21 protein-coding genes are annotated in these 25,471 nt (G+C 60.8%); 5 read left to right on the top strand and 16 right to left on the bottom strand.

Features of this window, described 5'->3' with window-relative positions; all coding sequences use genetic code 11:
* Nucleotides 1-11 precede the first annotated feature (11 nt).
* From QYQ93_RS20310 to minC, 7 genes are all read right to left on the bottom strand, one after another.
* Nucleotides 12-2,177, bottom strand: a complete 2,166-nt coding sequence (locus QYQ93_RS20310; protein WP_338475357.1) for a mechanosensitive ion channel family protein — start codon at nucleotides 2,175-2,177, stop codon at nucleotides 12-14.
* A 72-nt stretch (nucleotides 2,178-2,249) separates the two neighbouring features.
* Entirely contained in the window at nucleotides 2,250-2,426 is a 177-nt protein-coding gene (locus QYQ93_RS20305; protein WP_164484829.1) for a hypothetical protein, read from the bottom strand.
* Nucleotides 2,427-2,653: 227 nt separating this feature from the next.
* Complete coding sequence (locus QYQ93_RS20300) at nucleotides 2,654-3,943, bottom strand: M18 family aminopeptidase (protein WP_005789967.1); 1,290 nt, start codon at nucleotides 3,941-3,943, stop codon at nucleotides 2,654-2,656.
* A 187-nt stretch (nucleotides 3,944-4,130) separates the two neighbouring features.
* On the bottom strand, nucleotides 4,131-4,766 hold the full coding sequence (locus QYQ93_RS20295) for an RluA family pseudouridine synthase (protein ID WP_005789965.1): 636 nt from the start codon (nucleotides 4,764-4,766) through the stop codon (nucleotides 4,131-4,133).
* A gap of 202 nt (nucleotides 4,767-4,968) precedes the next feature.
* Nucleotides 4,969-5,223: a cell division topological specificity factor MinE gene (gene minE, locus QYQ93_RS20290; RefSeq protein WP_003175252.1), complete on the bottom strand. Its 255-nt coding sequence runs from the start codon at nucleotides 5,221-5,223 to the stop codon at nucleotides 4,969-4,971.
* Between the two features lie 3 nt (nucleotides 5,224-5,226).
* Nucleotides 5,227-6,039 carry a septum site-determining protein MinD gene (gene minD, locus QYQ93_RS20285; protein ID WP_003175251.1) on the bottom strand — a complete coding sequence of 271 codons (813 nt, stop codon included), beginning with the start codon at nucleotides 6,037-6,039 and terminating at the stop codon, nucleotides 5,227-5,229.
* 200 nt (nucleotides 6,040-6,239) lie between these two features.
* The gene (minC, locus tag QYQ93_RS20280; protein ID WP_034117002.1) at nucleotides 6,240-6,977 is read right to left on the bottom strand and encodes a septum site-determining protein MinC; all 738 of its coding nucleotides are present in this window, start codon (nucleotides 6,975-6,977) and stop codon (nucleotides 6,240-6,242) included.
* Nucleotides 6,978-7,096: 119 nt separating this feature from the next.
* Here minC and QYQ93_RS20275 point away from each other — a divergent pair, with 119 nt between their 5' ends.
* A complete protein-coding gene (locus tag QYQ93_RS20275; protein WP_043049815.1) occupies nucleotides 7,097-8,032 on the top strand; it encodes a lipid A biosynthesis lauroyl acyltransferase in 936 nt (311 codons plus the stop codon).
* A 30-nt stretch (nucleotides 8,033-8,062) separates the two neighbouring features.
* Nucleotides 8,063-9,211: a patatin-like phospholipase family protein gene (locus QYQ93_RS20270; protein ID WP_043049814.1), complete on the top strand. Its 1,149-nt coding sequence runs from the start codon at nucleotides 8,063-8,065 to the stop codon at nucleotides 9,209-9,211.
* A gap of 111 nt (nucleotides 9,212-9,322) precedes the next feature.
* Here QYQ93_RS20270 and QYQ93_RS20265 read toward each other — a convergent pair whose 3' ends face one another.
* From QYQ93_RS20265 to puuE, 7 genes are all read right to left on the bottom strand, one after another.
* Nucleotides 9,323-10,108 carry an outer membrane protein OmpK gene (locus tag QYQ93_RS20265; protein ID WP_043049813.1) on the bottom strand — a complete coding sequence of 262 codons (786 nt, stop codon included), beginning with the start codon at nucleotides 10,106-10,108 and terminating at the stop codon, nucleotides 9,323-9,325.
* A 233-nt stretch (nucleotides 10,109-10,341) separates the two neighbouring features.
* The gene (locus QYQ93_RS20260; RefSeq protein WP_043049812.1) at nucleotides 10,342-11,691 is read right to left on the bottom strand and encodes a nucleobase:cation symporter-2 family protein; all 1,350 of its coding nucleotides are present in this window, start codon (nucleotides 11,689-11,691) and stop codon (nucleotides 10,342-10,344) included.
* A 175-nt stretch (nucleotides 11,692-11,866) separates the two neighbouring features.
* Nucleotides 11,867-13,150 (bottom strand): urate hydroxylase PuuD, encoded by a 1,284-nt coding sequence (locus tag QYQ93_RS20255; RefSeq protein WP_043049811.1) that lies wholly within the window; start codon nucleotides 13,148-13,150, stop codon nucleotides 11,867-11,869.
* Between the two features lie 50 nt (nucleotides 13,151-13,200).
* A complete protein-coding gene (locus QYQ93_RS20250; protein WP_005789953.1) occupies nucleotides 13,201-13,704 on the bottom strand; it encodes an ureidoglycolate lyase in 504 nt (167 codons plus the stop codon).
* 145 nt (nucleotides 13,705-13,849) lie between these two features.
* Nucleotides 13,850-14,845: an allantoicase gene (gene alc / locus QYQ93_RS20245; RefSeq protein WP_338475356.1), complete on the bottom strand. Its 996-nt coding sequence runs from the start codon at nucleotides 14,843-14,845 to the stop codon at nucleotides 13,850-13,852.
* Between the two features lie 41 nt (nucleotides 14,846-14,886).
* Complete coding sequence (gene uraD / locus QYQ93_RS20240) at nucleotides 14,887-15,402, bottom strand: 2-oxo-4-hydroxy-4-carboxy-5-ureidoimidazoline decarboxylase (RefSeq protein ID WP_043049810.1); 516 nt, start codon at nucleotides 15,400-15,402, stop codon at nucleotides 14,887-14,889.
* Complete coding sequence (gene puuE, locus QYQ93_RS20235; RefSeq protein ID WP_338475355.1) at nucleotides 15,399-16,325, bottom strand: allantoinase PuuE; 927 nt, start codon at nucleotides 16,323-16,325, stop codon at nucleotides 15,399-15,401. Before puuE ends, uraD begins: the two co-directional genes overlap by 4 nt.
* A gap of 430 nt (nucleotides 16,326-16,755) precedes the next feature.
* Between puuE and uraH the strand changes: the two genes are divergently transcribed.
* Both uraH and QYQ93_RS20225 read left to right on the top strand, forming a co-directional pair.
* Nucleotides 16,756-17,109 (top strand): hydroxyisourate hydrolase, encoded by a 354-nt coding sequence (uraH, locus tag QYQ93_RS20230; protein WP_043049807.1) that lies wholly within the window; start codon nucleotides 16,756-16,758, stop codon nucleotides 17,107-17,109.
* Nucleotides 17,110-17,275: 166 nt separating this feature from the next.
* Nucleotides 17,276-22,492, top strand: a complete 5,217-nt coding sequence (locus QYQ93_RS20225) for a dermonecrotic toxin domain-containing protein (protein ID WP_338475354.1) — start codon at nucleotides 17,276-17,278, stop codon at nucleotides 22,490-22,492.
* Here the strand turns inward: QYQ93_RS20225 and QYQ93_RS20220 are convergent.
* Nucleotides 22,482-23,108, bottom strand: a complete 627-nt coding sequence (locus QYQ93_RS20220) for a LysE family translocator (protein ID WP_124401403.1) — start codon at nucleotides 23,106-23,108, stop codon at nucleotides 22,482-22,484. The two genes, QYQ93_RS20225 and QYQ93_RS20220, sit on opposite strands and share 11 nt — an antisense overlap.
* 65 nt (nucleotides 23,109-23,173) lie before the next feature.
* On the bottom strand, nucleotides 23,174-24,520 hold the full coding sequence (locus QYQ93_RS20215) for an NCS2 family permease (protein WP_043049805.1): 1,347 nt from the start codon (nucleotides 24,518-24,520) through the stop codon (nucleotides 23,174-23,176).
* Nucleotides 24,521-24,827: 307 nt separating this feature from the next.
* On the opposite strand from QYQ93_RS20215, the gene QYQ93_RS20210 reads away from it, so the two are divergent.
* Nucleotides 24,828-25,430: a glutathione S-transferase family protein gene (locus QYQ93_RS20210; RefSeq protein ID WP_043049804.1), complete on the top strand. Its 603-nt coding sequence runs from the start codon at nucleotides 24,828-24,830 to the stop codon at nucleotides 25,428-25,430.
* The last annotated feature ends 41 nt before the right edge of the window (nucleotides 25,431-25,471 follow it).

Here is a 25,471-nt window from a genome sequence, read left to right as displayed (position 1 = left end):
CCTCTCCTTCTTTATTGTTCTGGTTCTTTCTCCTGCACCGTGCCGGCGGTGACCACCTGCACACTCAAGCGCGGTGTCGCCAGGTCGAGCCCGGCTTCATCCAGGTGGCGCTTGAGCGACAGGTTGAACGCCCGCGACACTTCCCACTGCTTGATCGGTGCGGTCTTGAAGCGTGCGCGCAGGATCGCGCTGCCGGACTCGAAGCTTTCCACCCCCTGGATCTCCAGCGGCGACCAGATATTACGGCGTTGCAGCGGGTCGTTGCGCATGGCATGCCCGACATCGCGCATCAGCTTGATCGCGTCGTCGATTTCCATGTTGTAGGGGATCGCCACCCGGAAGATCGCGTAGCCGAACTCCCGGGAGTAGTTCTTGATGCTCTTGATTTCGCTGAACGGGATGGTGTGCACGATGCCGTCGATATCGCGCAGGCGCACGGTGCGGATGGTCAGGCCTTCCACCGTGCCGAGGTGGCCGCCGACATCCACGTAGTCGTCGATGGCCAGGGAGTCTTCGATGATGATGAACAGGCCGGTGATCAAGTCGGCTACCAGCGACTGCGCACCGAAGCCGATGGCGATACCGATCACGCCCGCACCGGCCAGCAGTGGCGTGACGTTCATGCCCATGTTCGCCAGCGCCACGATGGCGGCGATGATAAAGATGGTCACGAACAGCACGTTGCGGATCAGCGGCATCATGGTTTGCGCACGCGCGTTGGCCAGGCCTTTGCGTGAGCGGGTCAGGGCGTGGTGGATCGCGGTGTCGCTGAGGATCCAGATCAGCCAGGCAAACAGCAAGGTGCCAGCGAGGCCGAACAGCTTCACGGCTATTTCATGGCCGTCACCTTCGGTAAAGCGAATCATCGACAGGCCCCACACCCGCAGCCCCAACTCGATAAACACCAGCCACACCACCAGATGCACCAGGGTGTAGACAAAGCCTTTGAGGCGCTCGGAGTACAGCGCATGGCGCTTGTGCCCGCGTTGCGGCTTGAGGGCGTGGCGGCGCACCAGGCCGTTGATCACCATGCACAACACCAGCAGCACCGTGCACAGCAGTGACTGGCGCAGGGCGGTGCTGGTGTCGCCGGCGGACAGGAAGGTGGCGAACAGTGATATCCCCACCAACAGCAAGGCCGGGATGTACCAGAAGGTGCCGATGATCGACAGGGTGTCGGTGAGCGCGCGACGGGTCAGGCGGCGCGACAGTGGCTGGTTGCGGATCAGGTGCGCGATCGGCCGGCGGAAACGCAGGATAAATACGCCGGTGGACAGCGCCGCCATCACATTGGCCACAGTCGCGGCAGTGTGGGCCAGGTGTTGGCCGAGCGCCTCGACCAGGCGCGGGTCGCTCAGGGCTTCACCGAAGGCGGCAAAACTGCCGATCCACCACAACGGGCGGAACGCCTGGTGGCGCAGGATATACAGGGCGCGGTGGCGGTGTGGGCCGTCGAGCACGGAGAAGGCAATCACGCAGATCGCCGAGAAACAGGTGCCGATCACCAAGGCATAGGCCAGCACCATCGCCAGGGATTTACCCAGGGATGACGGCAGGGCGTAGCTGAGGTAAACCGTGATCACCAGGGCGATCAGCCAGGGCCCGAGCTTGCGCAGGGCAAAGCGCAGCATGTCCCAGGTGCGCGGGTGTTGCGGCAACTCCTCGGGCAGGCCGAAGCGCTCGCGTACCCGGTGGCTGAGCCAGATCAACGCGGCAGCCAGCAGACTCCACACCGCCAGGATCACGGCAAAGCCGAAGATGATCGGCAGCCACTCGTTGGCCGGCAGCATCAGCGCACCCAGTTCATCCTTGGCCAGATCGACTTCATTCGACCAGCGCCCCAGCGGGCTGTCGGCGCCGGAAAACTGCTGTTCAAAGCCTGACAGCGTACTGCCGATCAATCCGAGCACGCCTTGTTCGGCGGCGGGCTGGGCCTTTTGCGTGGCGGCGCGCAGCTTCTTCAGGTCGCTCAGCAATTGGGTGCGCTGCTGGTCGTTCTCCAGGGTCTTGATCACCTCGTCCAGCGACTGGCCCAGCGGCACTTCGGCCTGGGGTTGGGTCTTGCTGGAGCCGCCCAGCATGCCGGGCAAGCCTACGGCTTGGGCGGACGTGAGCGGCAGCAGGGTGAGCAGGGCGATCAGCAGATAGCAGGGCAGGGCAAACAGACGGGAGAACACGAGGCGGTCAACCTTGAAAACGACGAATTGACCGAGTGTACGAGGCCGCTATGCCCAATGCGAGCGCATTTATCATTCCGCCAGTTTGGCGAGAATCTTGTACACCACGGTGCCGAGGATCAACAGCATGCCGATCCACATGCCGAACACACCGAGGGGCTTGTCGCGAAAGTTGAAACCGACCGCGAGCATGATCATGCCGATCACGATGGGGATCAGCATGGCGTGGAAGGAGGACATTGAGATCATGGAGGGGCGGCCTTGTCAGACTGGGAGTTTTGACAAGTCTAGGCCGGATTGCGGGAAGTGCAGATGATGCAAGTCAGTTTGGCAGTACACAGAACCCAATGTGGGAGGGGCGGTGCGACGATTCGACTTGCTCCCGATGGCGGTATATCAGGTAAATATTTGAACCTGACACGGCGCCATCGGGAGCAAGCCCCCTCCCACATTTCGATCACATTTTGCCGGTCAAATCAGGGCAGGTCGCGACTCGCATAAAACGCACCCAGCACCTTCACCAGATGCGCCAAATCATGGCTGCCGCACAGTTCACGAATGGAGTGCATGGCAAAGGTCGGCAAGCCGATATCCACGGTGCGTACACCCAGGTGGCTGGCGGTAATAGGCCCGATCGTCGAGCCGCAACCCATGTCGCTGCGTACTACAAAACTCTGCACCGGCACTTCCTCGGCCATGCACAAGTGGCGGAAGAACCCGGCGGTTTCGCTGTTGGTGGCGTAGCGCTGGTTGCTGTTGACCTTGATCACCGGGCCGGCGTTGAGTTTCGGGCCGTGGTTGGCGTCGTGCTTCTCGGCGTAGTTGGGGTGCACGCCGTGGGCATTGTCGGCCGATACCAGCAGGGATTTCTGAATGGTGCGTACGAACTCATCACCTTCGGGCAGCAGGCGGCGCAGGGTCTGTTCCAGCATCGGGCCATCGGCGCCGCAGGCCGAGCAGGAGCCGACTTCTTCGTGGTCGTTGCACACCAGCACGCAGGTTTCGTCGGTCTCGCTGGTCAGCAAGGCTTGCAGGCCGGCGTAGCACGACAGCAGGTTGTCCAGGCGCGCACCGGCGATGAAATCGCCATTGAGGCCGATGACCGCGGCACTTTGGGTGTCGTAGAAGCTCAGCTCGTAGTCGAGCACCACATCAGCGTTCAACCCATGCTCGCGGGCCAACTGCTCGGTGAGTACGGCGCGGAAGTCCACGCGTTCGTCGCCGGCAAATTGCGCGAGGATCGGCGGCAGCTCGGTCTGGGCATTGATCGCCCAACCTTGATTGGCTTCACGGTTGAGGTGAATGGCCAGGTTGGGAATGATCGCGATGGGCAGCTTGAAGTCGATCAGTTGGCTTTCGACCTTGCCGTCACGGCGGAAGGTGACGCGGCCGGCCAGGGACAGGTCGCGGTCGAACCACGGTGCCAGCAGCGCGCCTCCGTAGACTTCCACCCCTAACTGCCAGAAACCCTGGCGTTGCAGCTCAGGCTGGGGCTTGACCCGCAGGCATGGGCTGTCGGTGTGGGCGCCGACCAGGCGGATACCGCCCTGCAGCGGCGAGTGACGGCCGAGCTTGAAGGCGATGATCGAGGAGTCGTTGCGGGTCACGTAATAGCGACCGTTGGCCTCGGTGGCCCAGGTGTCGCGCTCGTCGAGTCGCTGGTAACCGGCCGCTTCCAGGCGCTGGGCGAGGGCGGCAGTGGCATGAAAAGGAGTAGGGGAGGCCTTGAGGAAGTCGATCAGGCCTTGATTCAACGCTTCGCGCATAAATAGCTCCAGACAGCAATGCGCGGAGTTTACCGTATTGGTTTGACTCGGTGTCTAGAACTGACACAGAACTAAATGTGGGAGGGGGCTTGCTCCCGATTGCGGTGTGTCAGTGAGCACATACAGTGACTGACACTCCGCCATCGGGAGCAAGCCCCCTCCCACAGTTTTGATTGTATTGCCAATTCTAGAACGGGGCAGGGCACTCGAAGCGCAAGCGCTCGCCGCTTTGCGGATGGGTGAAGCTCAACATGCTTGCATGCAGGCACAGCCGCGGCCAGGCAGCCAACGCTTGTTCATGGGCATACAAGCCATCACCCAGCAACGGATGCCCGATGGAGAGCATATGCACACGCAACTGGTGCGAGCGCCCGGTGATTGGCGTCAGCTCTACCCGGCACCAGTCGCCACAACGCTCCAGCACTTTCCAGAAGGTCAGGGCGTGCTTGCCGAACTCGTGGTCCACCACATGCCGTGGCTTGGTCGGCGGGTCGTAGCGCAGGGGCAGGTCGATGCTGCCGCTGTCCAGTTCCGGCTGGCCCCAGGCCAGGGCGGTGTAGGCTTTTTCTGTTTCGCGGTCGTGAAACTGGCGTGACAGTTCGCGGTGGGTGTCGGCATCCCGGGCCAGCAGGATGATCCCCGACGTTTCCCAGTCAAGCCGGTGGACGATACGGGCTTCGGGGTAACCGTTTTCCTGCAGGCGGGTAATCAGGCAATCCTTGTTGTCATCGGCGCGACCCGGCACCGAGAGCAGCAGGGTCGGCTTGTTCACCACCAGGACAGCGTCGTCCTGATGCAGGATATGGATATTGGACAGCGGCATTAAACAGCCTCGTAACAAACGCCAACGGCGGCTCCACTGACTGCCCCCTCACCCTGTAGGAGCGAGCTTGCTCGCGAAGAACTCATCGGCACCACGTTCATTCAGGTGAAACGCGGTGTTCTCAGGTTCTTCGCGAGCAAGCTCGCTCCTACAGCAGTACAGGGGCCAGGTAGCAGAGCCGCCGTGGCGACCGCCCTTTCGATCAACGATCGGGCAGGGTGATATTGAGTTCCAGAATCGAGCAACTGCCGTCATTTTCCAGGGCGACATGCACGTCATCGTTACCGATATTGACGTACTTGCGGATCACCTCCACCAGTTCCTTCTGCAAGGCTGGCAGGTAGTCCGGCGTGCTGCGTTGGCCGCGTTCGTGCGCCACGATGATCTGTAGACGCTCTTTCGCTACCGACGCGGTACTTGGCTTTTTGTTGGCGCGAAAGAAGTCGAGAAATTTCATTGTTTAGTTGCCTCCAAAGATACGCTCGAAGAATCCCTTCTTCTTGACATCGAGGAAGCGGTGTTCCACGGTCTTGCCCAGCAAGCGATCCACGGCATCGCTGTACGCCTGGCCGGCGTCGCTCTGGTCGTCGAGGATCACTGGCACGCCCTGGTTGGATGCCTTAAGCACGGCCTGGGATTCCGGGATCACGCCCAGCAGGGTCACGGCGAGGATTTCCTTCACGTCTTCGACGCCGAGCATTTCGCCATTGCTGACGCGCTCAGGGTTGTAGCGAGTGAGCAGCAGGTGTTCCTTGATCGGGTCCTGGCCTTCTTCGGCGCGCTTGGACTTGCTGGCCAAGAGGCCGAGCATGCGGTCCGAGTCACGTACCGAAGAGACTTCCGGGTTGGTCACCACGATGGCTTCATCGGCGAAGTACATCGCCAGGTGGGCACCGGTCTCGATACCCGCCGGGGAATCGCACACCACGTATTCGAAGGTTTCTTTCAGCTCGGCGAGGACTTTGCCCACGCCTTCTTTGGTCAACGCATCCTTGTCACGGGTCTGGCTGGCGGCCAGCACGTACAGGTTTTCAAGGCGCTTATCCTTGATCAGGGCCTGTTGCAGGTTGGCTTCGCCGTTGACTACGTTGACGAAGTCGTACACCACGCGGCGTTCGCAGCCCATGATCAGGTCGAGGTTACGCAAACCGACGTCGAAGTCGACGATGACTGTCTTGTGGCCGCGCAGAGCGAGGCCGGTACCGATAGCGGCGCTGGTGGTGGTCTTACCCACACCACCCTTGCCGGATGTAACCACGAGAATCTTGGCCAAGGTGTTTCACCCCTAAGGAAAAAGGACTTTTCAGTCCCTGAAAAACATCTCTTGGAACTCGCTGCAGGCGGACAGCCTTTGCAGGAAAAAGAAGGAGTTTCCACGGGGAAACACCAACTTCCAAATAGTCCTACACAAGTCTTGCCGGTTTCGCTTTGCTATCAGAGTCTAGAGATGCTTGGAAAATGCGGCAGTATCCGTTAAAGACGGATGATGTTCAACACATCGCCCGACAGGTTGACCTGCACCGAAGCCCCCCACAGCGGATCGCGGCGCAAATCTTCTGAAACCTTGTACTGGCCTGCGATGGACACTAGCTCAGCGGTCAACTGCTGGCAAAAAATCCGGGCCTTGGTATCACCCTTGATGCCGGCGAGGGCGCGTCCGCGCATCGGGCCGTATACATGGATGTTGCCATCGGCAAGAAGTTCCGCCCCCGGGCTGACCGAGGAGATCACCACGAGGTCGCCACCCTGGGCGTAAATCTGCTGCCCGCCGCGTACGGGCGAGGTGATGATCTTTGTCGGCTTGATCGCAGGTTCGGGTGGTTTTTCCGGTTTTTTCTTTTCTTCACCGACCAATGGTTCGAGCGGACGCTCGCGCGCGCCGGACGGTGGCAGTACTGGCAGTTCAATGGCGATGGCTGCGGCAATGTCTTCGATACGGCTGGCGCGAATCGCCAGGGTACGCAGGCCATGGGAGCGGCATACGCGCATCAGCCCGGGCAGATCAATCGCGCCTTGGCCGGCCGGAAGTTTGTCCAGGGCCAGCACCAGCGGGGCATTGTTGAAAAAGTTCGGCGCCAGGGCGACCTTGGCGGCCAGTTGGCGGTCCAGGGCATCGAGGTCGTTGCGGGCCAGTTCCAGCACGGTAATGGCGAGCATGCTGCCTTTCAGCTGGAACACGGGATCTTGGTCTAGCGGTTCGGTTTGGCTCATGGTCGGCGAAAGCGGCTTGTCACGAAAAGTGTCGAGACTTATAACGAGAACACTCACCCGCCGCAAGCCGAGTCGAACCGTTGTAGAATGCGCGGCCCTTGTCTTTACCGGAATCTGTAATGGATCGCCCGCGTTTTCGAGCTGTATTTCTTCACCCGCGTTTTTGGCTGCTGTGGCTGGGGCTCGGCCTGCTGTGGCTGGTCACCCAGTTACCGTACCGGGCGCTGTTGACCATTGGTCGCCTGCTGGGCGCGGGCATGTATCGCGTGGCCGGTGATCGCCGCCGTATCGCGGCGCGCAACCTTGAGCTGTGCTTCCCGGAAAAGTCCGCCAAGGAGCGCAAACGCCTGCTCAAGGAAAATTTCGCCTCCACCGGCATCGCCTTCTTTGAGATGGCCATGAGCTGGTGGTGGCCCAAGCCGCGCCTGGCGCGCCTGGCCCATGTCGAAGGGTTGGAGCATCTCAAGCAGGCGCAGTTGGAAGGCAAGGGCGTGATCCTGATGGCCTTGCACTTCACCACCCTGGAAATCGGCGCGGCGCTGCTCGGGCAGAAACACACCATCGATGGCATGTACCGCGAGCACGGCAACCCGCTGTTCGACTTTATCCAGCGCCGTGGCCGCGAACGCCACAACCTCGATTCCCTGGCCGTGGAACGCGACGACGTGCGCGGGATGCTCAAGCTGCTGCGCGCCGGCCGCGCCATCTGGTACGCACCGGATCAGGACTACGGCGCGAAACAAAGTATCTTCGTGCCGCTGTTCGGCATCCAGGCCGCCACTGTCACCGCTACCAGCAAGTTCGCACGCCTGGGCAAGGCGCTGGTCGTGCCATTCACCCAAGAACGCCTGGCCGATGGCAGCGGTTACCGCTTGGTGATCCATCCGCCGTTGACCGACTTCCCCGGCGAAACCGACGAAATCGACTGCCTGCGCATCAACCAATGGGTCGAAGCCTCGGTACGCGAGTGCCCCGAGCAATACCTCTGGACCCACCGCCGCTTCAAGAGCCGGCCGGCGGGCGAGCCTAAGTTGTACGAAAAACGCCGCCGGTAAGCGCTGGCTTTTCCCACATGGAGTGACGCAATGCGCCCAGTTGAACCGGTCACAGGCTTGATTCTTTCCGGCGGCGGGGCGCGAGCGGCGTATCAGGTGGGGGTATTGGCGGCGATTGCCGAGTTGCTGCCGCCAGGGGCGCCGAATCCTTTTCCGGTGATTGTCGGCACGTCGGCTGGTGCGATCAATGCGGTGAGCCTGGCCAGCGGGGCCACCGATTTCCGTGCGGCTATTCAACGATTGACGGCGTTCTGGCAGGGCTTTCGCAGTCACCAAGTGCTGCGCAGCGACTGGCCGGGGGTGATACGCCAGGCCAGTCGTTTCCTCATCCACAGCCTGCTGGGCCTGGGCGCCCAGGTGCCAGTGGCGCTGCTCAACAGCTCGCCGCTGCGCCAATTGTTGCAAGAACGCCTGAACCTCGACGGCATCGACGAAGCCATTCGTTGCAAGCATTTGCAGGCGGTGGCGGTCACGGCCTTCGGTTATGAATCCGGGCAGGCGGTGACCTTCTATCAGGGCGGCGGCACCATCGATGCGTGGTTGCGCCATCGACGGATCGGCGTGCCCACCCAACTGACGGTGGAACACCTGCTGGCGAGTTCGGCGATTCCGCTGTTGTTTGCGCCGGTCAAGCTCGATCAGGAGTACTTCGGCGATGGCGCGGTGCGCCAGTCGGCGCCGATCAGCCCGGCCCTGCACCTGGGCGCCAGCCGCGTATTGGTGGTCGGCGTGAGCGGCAACCCACGGGGCAATGAACCTTCGATGCAACGCACCTACACCGGCCAGGAACCGACCCTGGCGCAGATTGGCGGGCATATGCTCAACAGCACCTTCATCGACAGCCTGGAAAGCGATATTGAACTGCTGGAACGCTTGAACCAGTTCAGTCGTGTCGTGCCTGCTGATGCAGCAGTACAGGGCCTGGCGCCGGTGGAGGTGCTGGTGATTGCGCCCAGCCAGCCGATCGATGAGATCGCTGCGCGGCATCGCCAGGAGTTGCCGGCGGCGTTGCGCCTGTTCCTGCGTGGGCCGGGGGCGACCAAGACCAGTGGGGCGGGGGTATTGAGTTATTTGTTGTTCGAGGCGGGGTATTGCAGCGAGTTGATCGAGTTGGGGCGCAAGGATGCGCTGGCCAAGCGTGAGGAGTTGTCGCGATTCCTCGGCCTGACGCAGAGCTGAAAATGTGGGAGGGGGCTTGCTCCCGATGGCGGCGATTCAGTCACAGATACTTTGAATGACACACCGCTATCGGGAGCAAGCCCCCTCCCACATTTGACCTGCGGTGTTCAATCAGAAGTGGTACTTGACCAGGAAGCTCGCCGTGTCCTGGGTTGTCTTGAACGCGCCGCTGTCTTCAATCCCGTACTTGTTCTTCCAGTAGTCGTATTCAAAACCCACATACAACTGCTTGTCGCCCCAATGCAGCGCCTTGCCCAAGTCGTATTTGACCTGCGGGTTGAAGTGCAGGTTGGCGTGATAAGTACCACGGGCGTTCTTGTCGTTGTCCACCACCCAGTCCATAAAACCGTCGATCAATACGTCGGAGTTGCCCACTGGAATGGTGTACGACCACACCGGGGTGATCTGCCAGACACCGTCACCCGGGCGGTTGCCTTCGGTCTGGCGCTGGTAGAAGTTCAGCTGGAAATAGTCGAAGCCCGGAATGTTCAAGTCGATGGCAGGACCGAGCAAGTAGGATTCGTTATCGCCTTCGCCAAACTCGTAGGTGAAGGCCAGCAACACATCCTTGATCGGGCCGAACGACAGGTCCTTGTCGAAAATCTTGCCGAATGACAACCGCGGGCTGAACTCGCCGTAGTAAGTATTGGGGCCGACATTGCCGTCTTCCTTGCCGTTGTAAAAGATACGGTCGAGGAAGAAGAAGTTGTCGCCATACTTCCATGCGTCAGCATGTTCGAAGGTGACGGTTTGCTGGATCTGCGGGTTGACGGTAAAGCTCTTGCCCCACAGGTAAGTCAGGCTGTTGTTCTGCCACTGCAACAAGTCGCCGGCTCCGGCTTGGCCGGCGGCCAGCAGGGATCCTGCCAGCACCAGGCCCTTGAACATAGGTTTCATTCGGTTGCTCCCGAGTTAAAGTTTTTTTATGTTTTTTCTAATCTGGCGCTCTGATGTGGCGCCTTTGGATTCGCTGAAAAAATCATCTGATTGGTCAGCTTTTATGCTTACAGCAAAAGCCGCGCCAAGGCGGTTAAAAACCGTCGATTCAAGCGGGCGCGGAGAATACTGGCTCCTACGTCTGGGCTCAAGTGCGCCGTTACAGCGCGCGCAGGACGACAATGGAGCATGCTTCAGGTGTGGACGTGCTCAACGGCAACGCGCTCAGCGCCGCCCAGGATGTTGAACAGTATGTTCAGCGACAACGCGCTGAGGGTGGCCATAGCGATGCCACTATGGGTAATCGGACTCATCCATAGCGGCAATTGCGCGAAGAACTCCGGGCGTACCACGGGGATCAGGCCCATGCCGATGCTTACCGCTACCAGCAACTGGTTACGGCGATCAGCAATGTCGGCTTCCTGCAGGATCTTGATCCCGGTCGCCGCCACCATGCCGAACATGGCAATCGCCGCGCCACCGAGTACCGCGGGTGGAATCGATGCCACCAGATAGGCCGCCTTGGGCAGCAGGCTCAGCACAATCAAGAACGCGCCGGCCATGATGGTGACCGAGCGGCAGCGCACGCCTGTCATCTGTACCAGGCCGATATTCTGCGCGAAGGAGGAATGGGTAAAGGTGTTGAAGAAACCGGCAAGGAACGACGCGCCGGCATCACACAGCAAGCCGCGACGCAGCATCTTCGGTGTGACCTCCTGATCGGTGATCTTGCCCAGGGCGAGGAACATACCGGTGGACTCGACAAAGATGATCACCACCACCAGGCACATCGACAGGATCGGCGCCAACTCGAACCTGGGCATGCCAAAGTGCAGCGGCGTTACCACCTGCACCCACGGTGCCAGGGCCAGGCCGCTGAGGTCGACCATGCCGAGCAGGCCGCACAAGCCGTAGCCCAGCGCCATGCCGATCAACACCGAGATGTTGACCCAGAAGCCGCGCATGAAACGGTTGATCAGCAGGATGGTGGCCAATACCAAAGCGGCAATCGCCAGATAGATCGGTGAACCGAACGTGGCGGCGGCACTGCCACCCCCGGCCCAGTTCACGGCCACGGGAAACAGCGAGAGGCCGATGGCGGTGATCACGGTACCGGTCACCAGCGGCGGGAAAAAGCGTACGACCTTGGACATGAACGGCGCGATAAGCATGCCGAAAAACCCGGCGGCGATGGTCGCGCCGAAGATGCCCTGCAAGCCGATACCGGGCATGCCTGCCATGGCGACCATGCTGCCGACGGCGGCAAAACTGGCGCCCATCATCACCGGCATGCGGATGCCCACAGGGCCGATGCCGAACGATTGCACCATGGTAGCGATCCCGGCTACCAGCAGGTCGGCGTTGATCAGGAACGCGATTTCTTCACGGCTCAAGCCCGCGGCCTGGCCGATGATCAGGGGCACGGCGACGGCGCCGCCGTACATCAGCAAGACGTGTTGCAGGCCTACCAGAATCAGTTGCAAGAGGGGCAGCCGCACCATGGCGGGCGCGGCAGGAATCTGCGGTTCGACTAACTCGGTCATGCAACACCTCGGATCTTTTTTATTTTTGTGTTGTGTGTAACGCAATCTTCAAAACACAGCAGAACCCTTGTGGGAGGGGGCTTGCTCCCGATTGCGGTGTATCAGCAGCAGCTATTCGACTGGGCCACCGCTATCGGGAGCAAGCCCCCTCCCACATTGAAGCTAGGTGAATCAGTTAGTTGGTGCGGGCTCCTTGGTTGATCCAGGTACCGATCAGATCCCGTTCCTGCTGGGTCATCTGGGTAATGTTGCCCAACGGCATGATCTGGCTGGCCACCGCCTGCGCTTGAATGCGTGCCGCCTGCTGCTGGATCTGTGCCGGCGTGTCGAACATCACCCCAGCCGGCGCGGTGCTGAACAACGGGCTGGTCGGCTTGGCCGAGTGGCACACAGTGCAGCGTTGCTCGATCACGTGGTGCACCTGGCCGAAGTCGGTGGTGGCCTGGGCCGGTGCCGGTTCAGCGGCAGGCGCGGCAGGTGCTGCGGGTTTCAAACCACCGCCCAATGCCGTTTCCGGCAGCGGCTGATACTCGATCGCCGCAGGTGCCTTGGCCACTTCCGGAGCCGGCTTGGGCCCGGTCACGTACGCCAGGCTGATCATCGCCAACGCGCCTACCGGCAAGGTCCACGCATACTTCTGGCTGTTGTGCCGGGTGTTGAAGTAGTGGCGTACCAACACGGCCGCCACGGCGATCCCGGCCAGGATCAGCCAGTTGTATTGGCTGCCATAGGTGCTCGGGAAGTGGTTGCTGATCATGATGAACAGCACCGGCAAGGTGAAGTAGTTGTTGTGCCGCGAACGCAGCAGGCCCTTGGCTGGCAGCGCCGGATCCGGCGTGCGGTTCTCGGCGATGGCCGCCACCAGCGCGCGCTGGGCCGGCATGATGATGCGGAACACGTTGCCCACCATGATCGTGCCGATCACCGCGCCCACGTGCAGGTAGGCACCGCGGCCGCTGAACACCTTGCTGAAGCCGTAGGCGGCCGCAATCAACAGCACGAACAGGATCAAGCCGAGCAGGGCAGGGCGCTTGCCCAGGGCCGAGTCGCAGAGGAAGGAGTAGATGAACCAGCCGGCGAACAACGAGCCGATGCCCAGCAACACGCCTTCGGTGCCGCTGAGGCTGCTGCCGGGGGCGAGCAGGTACAGCGTCGGGTTCCAGTAGAACACCACGCACAGCAGCGCGACGCCCGACATCCAGGTGAAATAGGCTTCCCATTTGAACCAGTGCAGGTTGTCCGGCATGGTCGGCGGGGCCAGTTTGTATTTTTCCAGGTGGTAGATACCGCCACCGTGGATCGCCCACAAGTCACCGGCCAGGCCGCTCTTGGGGTTGACGCGATTGAGGTTGTTTTCCAGCCAGACAAAGTAGAACGAAGCGCCGATCCAGGCGACGCCAGTGATCATGTGAACCCAGCGCACGCTCAGGTTCAGCCATTCCATCAAATGTGCTTCCACAGTCTTTACCTCTCGCCTGTCACCCTGTTGTCGGGTGATCCGGCCTTCTCTTATTGGTGGGGGGCGAGGATCAACCGCTCATCCTCTTTGAAAAAATGCTCATCGCAGTTATTGCCTGTGCCACTGCGATCAACCACCAGGAAGTCATCCCGCTTTTCGATCGTCAGCACCGGGTGGTGCCAGACGCCGCGATGGTAATTGATGCCCTGCCTGCCGTTGGTGACGAAGGCGCGGACCAAGCCTGATACAGGTGCATCGCCAAGTGGCGCGACCACGATCAGAAAGGGGTTGCCGAGCAGCGGAATAAAAGCCTGGCTGCCCAGCGGGTGTCTTTCCAGCATGCACACGGTCAGCGGCATGTCCTGCGCATCGGCGCGGAAGATGCTGATGATGGCGTGGTCTTCAGGCTGTGCTGTTTCGACCGTAGCCAACTTGTGAAAGCGCATGGTCGACCCGTTGTTGATCATGAAGTGATCGCTGCCGTCGGTTTCGATAACGTCTCCGAAAGGGGCGAAGGCTTCTTTGGTCAGGGGTTCGATCATCAGTGTGCGCATGGCTGTCTTCTTAATCTTGAATTGTTATTGGATCTTTGTAGGAGCGAGCTTGCTCGCGAAAAACTCAAGGACACCGCGTATATCCAGAATGGGCGCGTTATCGTTGACGATCTTCGCGAGCAAGCTCGCTCCTACAGGCTCAGCATTACTTCGACACTTTGCCCAGGACACGCAGGCGACTCACACCGCCATCCGGGAACACATTCAGGCGGATATGGGTAATCGGCCCCAGTGCCTTGATCTGCTCGGCGAAGGTGTGTTCGGCGTGCATTTCCAGTTTCTGCGCCGGCAACAGTTCGCGCCAGAACAGCGATTGGGTTTCGATCTGGCTGTCGGTGCCGCCTTTGACGAACGCGCCCTGGATCGAGCAGGTGTCCGGGTAGTTGCCCTTGAAGTGCAGGGTGTCGACGATGATCCTCTCGATCTCGCCCGGGTGGCCGAGCGCGACGATCACCCAGTCATTGCCTGGTGTACGACGACGCGCGGTTTCCCAGCCGTCGCCCATGTTGATGCCACGGCCCGGGTTGAGGATGTTGCTCATGCGCCCGAAGTGTTCGTCGGAGCAGGCCAGGGCACGCCCGCCATTGAGCGCGGCAGCCAAGTCGACCTGTTCGTTGTCGCCCACCGACGACCAGTCGCGGAATGGCACGCCGTACACACGCAGACGGGCAACGCCGCCATCCGGGTAGATGTTGAAGCGCAGGTGGCTGAACGCCTGGTCGTTATTGATTTCGTGGTAGTGGTGGCTGTTGCCTTGCAGCTCGACCGCCGACAGCACTTCCACCCACTGGGTGTTGGCGTCCGGCTCGCCCGAGGCCAGGAAGCAGGCTTCCAGGGAGGCCGACGGCGGGAAGTTGCCGGTGAAGAATGAAGTGTCGATGTCCACGCCCTTGATCGAGCCGGGCACGCCCAGGCGGATCACTGCGCTGTCGTAGCCTTCGAAGCGCTTGCGGCGTGACTCCCAGCCGTCCATCCACTTGCCGTTGTCATCGAAAACGCCCTCCTTCCATACGGCCGGGGTCGGCTGGAACAGGCGGTTGGCGTCGGCGAACCAGTCATCGGTCACCGAGATGATCTTGGTGCCCAGGCGGGCGTCGGCCAGGTTGACGAACTTTTCGAAAGGTACGGCGTAAGCTTTCATTCTTCTTGTCTGCCTTAGATAGAGTGGCTGGGGATGGTCGTTTAGAGGGTCAATAAACGGAACAACGCGATCTTGTTGATCTCGTCCAGCGCGCACTTGAACTCTGTATCCGTGGAGTTATGGATGCGCGTTTCGAACGCGGCGAGGATCTGGTGCCGGTTGCTGCCTTTTACCGCCATGATGAAGGGAAACTTGAACTTGGCCTTGTAGGCGTCGTTCAGCTCGGTGAAGCGAGAAAACTCTTCGGCCGTGCATTGGTGAATCCCCGCGCCAGCTTGCTCATCGGTGCTGGCTTGGGTGAGTTGGCCCTGGACGGCAGCTTTACCGGCCAGGTCCGGGTGAGCATTGATCAGCGCCAGTTGCGAGGCGTGATCAGCACTCAACAGGATATCGCTCATGCGCTGGTGCAGGGTTTCGATCTGGTCGATCGAGGCATCCTGGCCCAGGTCGAAGGCCTTTTCGGCCACCCATGGCGAGTGTTCGTAGATATCGGCGAAGGCCTCGACGAATGCGTCGCGGCTCAAGGTCGAAGGTTTCAAGGTCTGGAATGCAGTCATTTCGCCGCTCCCGTGCAGGGGTGGGTTTGCTGCCAATGGCGGGCAATGTCGACACGCCGGGTGAACCACACCTGTTCGTGACTCTTGGCGTATTCAATAAAACGCTTCAAGGAGGCCAGGCGTGCCGGGCGGCCAATCAGGCGGCAATGCAAACCGATGGACAGCATCTTCGGTGCCTCGGCGCCTTCGGCATACAGCACGTCAAACGCGTCTTTGAGGTACTCGAAAAAATCATCGCCCTTGTTGAAACCCTGCACCTGGGTAAAGCGCATGTCGTTGGTGTCCAGGGTGTAGGGGATCACCAGGTGCGGCTTGCCGGTGGGGGTGTTGGGTTCCCAGTAGGGCAGGTCGTCGTCATAGGTGTCGCAATCATAGAGGAAGCCGCCTTCCTCCATCACCAGCCGGCGCGTGTTGGGGCCGGTGCGCCCGGTGTACCAGCCCAGTGGGCGTTCGCCGGTGAGTTCGGTGAGGATGCGGATGGCTTCGAGCATGTGCTCGCGCTCCTGGGCCTCGTCCATGTACTGGTAGTCGATCCAGCGGTAGCCGTGGCTGCAGATTTCGTGACCGGCAGCCACCATCGCGCGGATCACGTCCGGGTGGCGCTGGGCGGCCATGGCTACGGCGAAGATGGTCAGCGGGATATCGAATTCTTTGAATAGCTTCAGGATGCGCCATACGCCGGCACGGCTGCCGTATTCGTACAGCGATTCCATGCTCATGTTGCGCTCGCCTTGCAGCGGCTGGGCCGAGACCATTTCCGAGAGGAAGGCTTCGGACTCTTTGTCACCATGCAGGATATTGCGCTCGCCGCCTTCTTCGTAGTTGAGTACGAACGATAGCGCGATGCGTGCCTTGCCCGGCCAGTGGGGGTGAGGAGGGTTACTGCCGTAACCGATCAGGTCGCGTGGGTAGTCAGCGCTCACTGCAGTCTTCCTTCTTGTTCGTCGAGGTGGCGATGAGTGATTGTATACAACTTATTCGCCACTTTGTAAGTGTGCATTTCTGCATTTTTTCTGAACGGTCGGTTTACAAGGGTTGCAAGAAACCTGCCTGACTGGTCAATTTAAGCAAAATAACTGCGCTGTCTGCGTAGGTGCAGGGAACTGTAGGAGCGAGCTTGCTCGCGAAGAACTTCAAGTCACCGCGTTTCTCCTGAAGACCCGCGGTATCGTTGGCAATTTTCGCGAGTAAGCTCGTTCCCACAGGGCGCAGTTCAGAAGACGCGATGAGTAGGTTGAATTTATTGTGTACAATTTTTTTGAAAAGTGTCTTAATCACCCATCGCCGGCTTTTTCACTGCCCTGATAAAGTGCGGATTTCTCTTCTACTGACTTAGGGAGGCGCGTAGACGCCATGGGACGTTTGACCACACACGTTTTGGACGCCGCACACGGCTGCCCCGGCAGCGCGATCAAGGTTGAGCTGTACCGCGTCGAAGGCGCGCAGCTGGAGCTGGTTGCCAGTGCCATGACCAACAGCGACGGCCGTTGCGATGCGCCACTGCTGCAAGGTGACGACTACCGCAGCGGTGTCTACCAGTTGCAATTCAGTGCCGGCGACTATTACCGCGCCCGTGGTGTTCAACTGCCCCAGCCTGCGTTTCTCGATGTGGTGGTGCTGCGCTTTGGCATCAGCGCTGAACAGGATCATTACCACGTGCCCCTGCTGATTTCGCCTTACAGCTACTCCACCTACCGCGGTAGCTGAGTCGTCACCGCGCTTCGCACCCCCCAAATGCTCTTCGTTGGTTTCGCCCGCACGCACTGCGGGCTTTTTTTTGCCTGCGGCCTGTGGGTGGGGCGCCCAACTATGTAACGCACCCTGGATAGCCGGGGTGCCTAGGCTCGGCTTTTTCTGTACGGGAAAGTCCGCCATGAGCACTGACACCACCTCCACCTGGGCCGACAAGCTCGACTTCGACGACCCGCACACTACATCAGCAGATCGTGACGAGGCGATGCGCACGCTGCTGACCCGTCGGCTCAACGCGGTCATGCAGCCCAGCCTGGAAATCAATCGGCTCCACCAAGCGCAGGCCAGCGCCAGCGAAGCGGCCAAGGTCCTCAGTGGCTTGCTTGGCCGTGCGCCCAGAGTGCTGGGAGTCGTGCGCAACGCGCTGCACGAGGCATTTGGCCTGGACCCGGACACCGTGCTGTTCACCGAACCGCGGCCACCGGCCCCGCCCCAGAAGGTCGACAGCCTGACCGAACGCGCACTGGCCTTGCTGATCCAGCCCTATGTACCAGTCAATATCAACCACTTCACCGCGCTGAGTATCAAGGATGATCCGGCCCGTACCTTGCCTTATACGGCTTGGGATGCCCTGGTGCGGGTCAAGGGCTTGGCCTTGCTCGGCCGCATCGAACAGGCGGCCCGTGAGTATTGGCAGCAGCTGGCCCATGGTTCGTGGTTGACCCGTCGCGAGCGCTGGGTGCAATTGCGTACCTCCTTGTTTGCCGCAAACGCTTGGCTGGCCTATCGCGCGTACCACCTGTCTGACAGCGGCTATGACATGCTGCGCAAGTTGCTGGAAATACCCGAAGCCGACCAGCGCCAGCGGGCCGGCGGCGAATGGGCGAACGTTCAGGCAAGCAAGATCATGTGGCCTGCCACCAACCAGCGTAGCGTGTCGGTTCCGGGTGCCTTGCACATCTATCGCGAGGGCGGTGAGGGGGATTCGACCCACGTGGTGTATCTGCCTGGCCTGTTTCGCCAGTTCTACGAATTCGCTTCCTGGCACCAATTGGTGTGTGATCTGCCGATACTGGTCAATGGCCCGCTGAGCCGCATGTTGTGGCAGTGCCTGCCGTTGCGCCGCTGGCATGAACTGTGTGAGGCACCCAGCGTTATACCCATGCCGTTCGTACCACAGCGTGGCGGCGTGTTGCGCGGTGACGCGCTGTTGGTCAGTGCCGGCGAGACGCTGGACGGGCAATGGGATAACGAACTGGCGTGTGCCTTGTCGATCAACCACGCGGCGGTGGGCCTTCAGGGCGCGAGCGCGTCAGCGGCTCCCGATGTGCGGCGCTTTCTCAAGTTTATCGAGAAAGGACGTCGGCGCCTGGTCACTTTCCCGCGCTTGGGACACACCCTGGAGATCTTGCTGGAGTGGGATCGGCAGCGCCGCAGCGACGAGATCGTGGCTGGGCACCTGGCGCCGGAACTTGCGTTGAAAACCCGCGAAGCGCAGCTCAAGCGTTACGAAAAAGGCCTGATGGGCTTGCTCGACGCGACGGATGTGAGCAAGGACAGCGTGGCCTACCAGGATTTTCTCAGCCTCGAACGCCAGTGGCAGACACATGTAGAGACTGCGCGCAAATGGGCGCGGGGGCCGCTGGACCGTGTGTTTGAAAAAGAGTATTGGCAGGAGCAACCCGAGGGTTCGCGCAATCGTGGCTCCTCGCTGGGCTCGGCACAGCTGCAGGCTTTGCTGTACGAGGCGCAGATGCAACACCGCCTGAGCCTGCTCAGCGACGCCCACTTGGCACATCTCGAAACAGCGCTGAGTAAAGCCTGGCGGCCTGGGCAGCGGGCCACCGATACCTGCGTGCTGCAAGTGGCGGTGGGCGGTGATGCCTTCACCTTGTACCCACTGCTGGGCGCGGTGCTGGTGACTTGCAACGCGGCCCAGGCCAACCCTGACGCCCCGCACCCGGTGTTGTTATATGTGGCCGGACATTACGAAGGGCTGGTGGCGTTTGACTCCCTGAGTGCGTTTGCCAAGGCGCTTGAAGCCAGCCTGAAAAGCCGCGATGGCTCGATGCTGTGGCGCTGTATCGGGCGGCACCAGCGCACGCAGGCGCGCATGGCGATCAGCGCGGTGCCCACCGATACGCCCCTGGTGGTGAGCTATGCAGTGATCGAACGCGCCTTGCTCAAAGACCTGTTCATCAAGCAGGTGCAACATCACATCGAGATGAACAAGCGGATTGATCAGGGGCACCGGCTGTTCAACCAGGTGAGTGACCGGGAACTGAGCCGGCTGTTATTGGCCCAGGAATTGTTCGACGGCCTGCAGGTGCCGGCCAATGATGCACGGACCCTGGCCATGGCCAATCTCAACCTGTTGCAGACGGCCGCCATCCAGGCGAAGAAACTGCCGGCCTGGCTGGCCACGGCGACCAGCGCCCAACGCCAGCACTACAAGGGCTTGTGTCGCCGCTACCTGGCCAGTGCCTGGGCGGTGGAACGCAAGCTGTGGCTGGAGTTGCCCGACCTCGAATCCTTTGCCCGCCAGGCGCTGATCGCCCGCTTGAGCAAAGACGGTTTGTACCCGCCATTGGATATTGATAAACCCCTGCTCGATGTGCCAGATGATGTGAGTTCCCAGTTGTGTAGCTGGTCGAGCCAATGTGCGGTGGCGGATCGCGATGTGAAAATCACTGTCAGCCAGCAGCGCACGACCTTCAGCCTGCTGCAATTGGCGCTGCATAACCTGGATCCCAAAGCCCCATGGACCCGCTGGCGCTTGAACCGTGCACGCTGGCTCGACCCGGATCTGAAAAAACGACTGAGTGTGCGTTACCTGATCAAGACGCTCGCCTCCCTGGATCTGGGTGGGGAATACGACAAGCTGATCCAGCGCGCGTTCTACCCGCCGGCATCGACCCGGATACCGTCCCAGGGCTTATCCCAGGCGCTGGTCTATCGGGCCCTGCAACAAAGGGCTCAGATGCAGGTGTACAGCGCGGTCCGGCAGGGCTTGAGCGAGCAGGCGCAACGGCTGTTCAGCCGCGTCATGGAGGCGCAGGTGGCCAGTGATCTGAGAGGTGACGGGTTGGATGTGCAATTGGGGTTGGTGCGTCTGGTGGGCCACACTCTGGAGCATGATCGCCATGTTGCCGCAATGCTGGTGATGCAGGACAGGCTTTCCGGACTGTGCGTCGTCTATTGGCCCGCAGCGTTGGAAAGCCCGCCCATCGCCGAGTACGCCAGTGTGGCGCTGGCCGAGCAAGCCTTGAACAAGGACGGTGCCTTGCCCCTGAATCGCAAGGTGTTGGCGCGCCAGGTAGCGCCCGGCTGGGAGACCCAGGCGGTCGACAGCTACCCCGGCGAAGACCCGCAGTTAGCACCGCGCAAGCTGTTTGTACACCGTATTGACGTGCCGTCTGTGGCCCGTCTTATTGGGCTGATCGTCGGTTTCTTCACGGTGCGGCATAAGGTGCCGGCGGTTGACCCGGACAGTGTGGCGGCGCAAATCAACGAGCAGATTGCGCTGGTGCCCGAAGGTTGGCTGGCCACGGTGACCACCTCCCAGGGCAATGCCAGGGCGCTGCTGGCCCATGCACGAATGTTCGAGGTGCAGCGTCGTACCCAGGCCCAGTCCAACTCTTCCCTGGCGTTGCAGGCATATCGCGAGCAACGTCTGGGTGAGCAGCATGCTGCGAGCATCCGCGGTCTGCTGTCCTTTGTCCCGGTGCTGGGCGTGGGTATCAGCCTGTACGAAATGCTGCTTGCGGCGCGGCGTTATCATTTCAGCCGCGATGCCCACGACGCCGTGGATGTGGCGTTCCTGACCCTGCTGGCGTTCGTTGACGTACTGTTGTCGTTTGGCCCCGCGCCCAAGGGGGCCAGGGTTGCGCGGGTCGCCCTGTCGCACTTGCATCGCCATCATGGTTTCGCCAGCGGTGCGCTCGCCGGCCTGAACGTCTCGCCTGGCAGACCGCTCAGCCTGCTGGGACGCTTCAAGTATTCAGGCGGGTTGGAAGATGCTGTCGAGTTGAAGTGGCCCCAAGACAAGGGACGGTATGTGAAAAATGGTCAACAGTTGCTGGCCGATGGTGACGAGATTTATTCGGTGTATCAACGCCGGAATGAAGCGGACCTGCGCTTGAAAACGCCTTCTGCGCAAGGCTCGGACGAACTGATGCTGCACATCGAGCACCCTCGTGAGTGGCTGCTGCAGGCCGATGCGCCGGTAGCGGGGCCGAGTTCCGCGGTATTCCAGCCTTGGGCTCCGGCCCGGAGCGCCGGTGAGTGGGCACCGCCCTCGCGGGCCCTCACGGAGGCGGCTCTGCGGGCTTCGCCGATAGCCGACACCACCTGGCAAAGTTGGGGTTTCCAGCCGGATTTCGCGCTGAATGAGGTAGCGCCCCCGCGCCGGATTTACCAAGTGCCCGCGATGTCAGGTTACCCGGGATACGAGGTGCTGCAGTTAGGCGACAACTATTTCCGGCTGTTGCCCCAGGGCTCTGGGGTGTCATCCCGCAGTATCGTTTTCATCATGAGAAACCACGATCTTTCCTTCAGGGCCTATGGGTATATGGAGCGTTGGTTGGGCAGCAACTCCGCCGAACAGCCGGTGCCGACCACCCTGGGTACCGATGGTTTATGGACGCCGCATCAACCCCTGTTCAACGAACCCCTGAGCGTGACAGTGGGCAGAGCCTTTCCCATGCTGACGGAGGGCAGCCGGCTTTTTTTGGGCGAGCGCCTGGTTGAGCTGGCGGACAGCGGGACTTCGATTACGGCCACGCATTTACTCAATATCCGCGCCAGCCTCGACCATTGGCTGGCGCCGGGCACCTCGGGGCATATGGTCGATTTGTTGAAGATACTCCGGCCCGCAGGCGTCCCCGGTGCGGCCAGTATCAATATAGGGGTCGATGGGGCTTCACCCGGGTTCATGCGCGTAGATTTCGCGCCTCCCTTCAGGCTCGATACCGCATTGCTCAGGAGCATGGGTAGAGGCCGCAATGCGCGGCGCTCGCAAGCGGCACAAGGCGCGGTCAGGCAGGTTCTTGAGCAGAATGGCTTTGTCGTCAGTCCCATCGACAGGCGCCATGGCGGGCCGGCCTCAATCGATTTCTTCTGTACGCATCCGGAGACCGACAGGGTCTATTTCGTGCTGACGCGCTGGGCCGACAATCGCACGGTCGTCCTGCGCTCACGGGTGGCGCCGCAGCTCTCCGATACGTGGTTTCGCCAGCGATTCATCTCGGCCACGCCGTTCTCGGCGGAGTTCGCGGCCATGAAAATCGCCCTGAACGAAGGGCGGCTGGTCAGGCTGGTGGCGGGCGTCCAATGGTCGGCTCGGTATGCCGAGCCGCCCAGTGTGTTTTTTGCCAAGGTCGCCGCGCTCACCCCTTGAGCAATGCGGTGGCCGCCGCGCCGCCAAACAGTGCAGCACTGATCCGGTTGAACCAGCTTTGCCCCGAACCGCTGCGCAAATACCGCGCAGCGCCATGGGCACCCAGGCCGTAGGCCAGCTTGCAAAACAGGTCGAGCACGGTCCAGGTGGCGATCATGACCAGCAACTGCGGCAGGAACGCCTGCTGGCTGCTGAGAAATTGTGGCAGGAAGGCTGCGAAGAACAAGATGTCCTTGGGGTTGCTGGCGCCCAGCACAAAAGCCCGGCCAAACAGGCTGCGAAAGCGCGGCGTCGCCTGGGCCTGCGGGACTTCGGTGGCGTGGCTTGGTTGACGCGATTGCTGCCAGCTCTGCCAGGCGAGGTAGGCCAGGTACAGCGCACCCACGACCTTCAGGGCGCTGAACAGTTGCTCCGAGGCCAGCAGTAGCGCACCCAGGCCCAAGGCCGAAGCGCTCAGCAGGCAGATCGAAGCAAACACGCCGCCCAGAAACGCCGGGTACGAACGGCGCAGGCCGTAGTTGAGGCTGTTGCTGATCATCAGCAGCGACAGCGGGCCGGGGATCAGGATCACGACCAATGCAGCGCCGCTGAACAGCAGCCAGGTTTCCAGGTTCATCTACATTCCTCCCTTCATGCAAAAGCCCCACCCGAAGGTGAGGCGGTTTTTCAGCCATTCCCGGACTACAGGAAGATGAACTTGGCGATAAAGATCGCGCAGAGCACCCACAGGCTGACGGAAATCTCCCGGTATTTGCCGGTGCCGGCCTTGAGCGCCACATAAGTGATAAAGCCCAGGGCGATCCCATCGGCGACCGAGAACGTCAGCGGCATCATGATCGCGGTGACGATCGCCGGGATGCTGTCGGTGGCTTCATCCCAGTTGATATGGGCCATGCTCGCCATCATCAACATTGCCACATAAATCAACGCGCCCGCGGTGGCGTAAGCGGGAATCATGCCTGCCAATGGGGCGAAAAACATCGCCGCCACGAACAGCACGCCCACGGTCACGGCAGTCAAGCCGGTGCGACCACCGGCCGCCACGCCTGCGGCGCTTTCTACATAACTGGTCACGGGTGGTACACCCACCATGGCGCCGAACACGCTGGAAGCACTGTCGGCCTTCAATGCGCGAGACAGGTTGTCGATCTTGCCGTCGGCCTTCACCAGTCCGGCACGTTGGGCAACGCCCATCAGTGTACCGGCAGTGTCAAACATGTGTACAAAAAGAAAGGCAAATACCACGCTGATCATGCTCACATTGAACACACCCATCACATCCATGGCCATCCAGGTCGGTGCCAGGCTCGGTGGGATGGAGGCAATGCCGTTGTAATGCACCAGGCCCAGGCCCCAGCCCGCGAGGGTTACGGCAATGATGCTGATCAGGATCGCGCCGAATACACGGTGATAACTGAGGATGGCAATCAGCAGGAAGCACACCGCCGCCAGCAGCGGTGCCGGTTCGTGCAGGGAACCGAGCTTGATCAAGGTGGCCGGGCTGTCGACGATGATGCCTGCGGTTTTCAGGCCGATCACCCCGAGGAACAAGCCGACGCCTGCGCCCATGGCATGGCGCAGGCTGACCGGGATGCTATTGAGCAGCCATTCGCGAATGCGTGACAGCGTCAGAATCATGAACAGCACACCCGAGACAAATACCGCGCCTAGGGCGGTTTCCCAGGTGTAGCCCATGGTGCCGACCACGGTGTAAGTGAAAAAGGCGTTCAAGCCCATGCCCGGCGCCAGGCCCACCGGCCAGTTGGCGTACAGGCCCATCAACAGGCAGCCCAGGGCGGCGGCGATGCACGTGGCGACAAACGCCGCGCCGTGATCGATACCGGCGTCAGCCATGATGTTGGGGTTGACGAATATGATGTAGGCCATGGTGATGAAGGTAGTGAGGCCGGCGATCAGCTCGGTCTTCACTGTGGTGCCATGCAAGCGCAGTTTGAACAGGCGCTCCAGCCAGCCACCTTGCGGCGCGGCGAGGTCCAATGTAGGGGCTTCGGTTTTACGGCTATCCACAGCGAGTACTCCTCAATCGTTTTATTGTTATTTCCAGCGCCGGTCACATGAGTGGGCAACAGCACTTTGAGGTACTGGCGGGTTTGTTGACCAAAAGGTCAGGAACTCGCACGAAGCGAATTATGCTTTTGTATACAAATAAAGCAAATAATGTTTTCGATTGTCTGGACGAAAGGAGATGAAAGGCGATTTTCCAGGACGTGCTGGGTAATTATTCTGCCGCTCACCTTGAAACAACTCCTCGACACCCGCACCTTATCGGCGCAAGCATTCGGTCAGAGCGCACAAGCGGCATAAGGGGAGCCCCATGTACAAGGTTTATGGCGATTACAAGTCGGGCAACTGCTACAAAGTCAAACTGATGCTCAATCTGCTGGGCATCCCGTATCAATGGATCGATGTCGACATCCTCAACGGCGACACCGAGACCGCTGAATTCCTGGCCAAGAACCCCAACGGCAAGATCCCGGTACTGGAGCTGGAAGACGGTACCTGCCTGTGGGAGTCCAATGCGATTCTTAACTTTCTCGCCGATGGCAGTGAGTTCCTGCCGTCCGAACCGCGTCTGCGCACCCAGGTATTGCAGTGGCAGTTTTTCGAGCAGTACAGCCATGAGCCATATATTGCGGTGGCGCGGTTTATCCAGTTCTACCTGAACATGCCGGAAGATCGCCTTGAGGAATACAAGACCACCCACAAGGGCGGTTACAAGGCCTTGAGGGTCATGGAACGCCAGCTGCAAGCCACGCCGTACTTGGTGGGTGAGCAGTATTCGATTGCCGATATTGCGCTGTATGCCTACACCCATGTGGCCCATGAAGGGGGCTTCGACCTGGCGCCTTACCCGGCGGTGCAGGCGTGGTTGCAGCGAGTGGCCAGGCATCCGAAGCATGTGACCATGGTGGATTAACCACAGGCGCAAAGGTAGGAGGGGGCTTGTCCCCTCCCACA

The sequence above is a fragment of the Pseudomonas khavaziana genome, assembly GCF_036704165.1.
GTDB lineage: Bacteria > Pseudomonadota > Gammaproteobacteria > Pseudomonadales > Pseudomonadaceae > Aquipseudomonas > Aquipseudomonas khavaziana.
The sequence above is the reverse complement of the archived record's forward strand: the minus strand, read 5'-3'. Positions and strand labels throughout refer to the sequence as shown.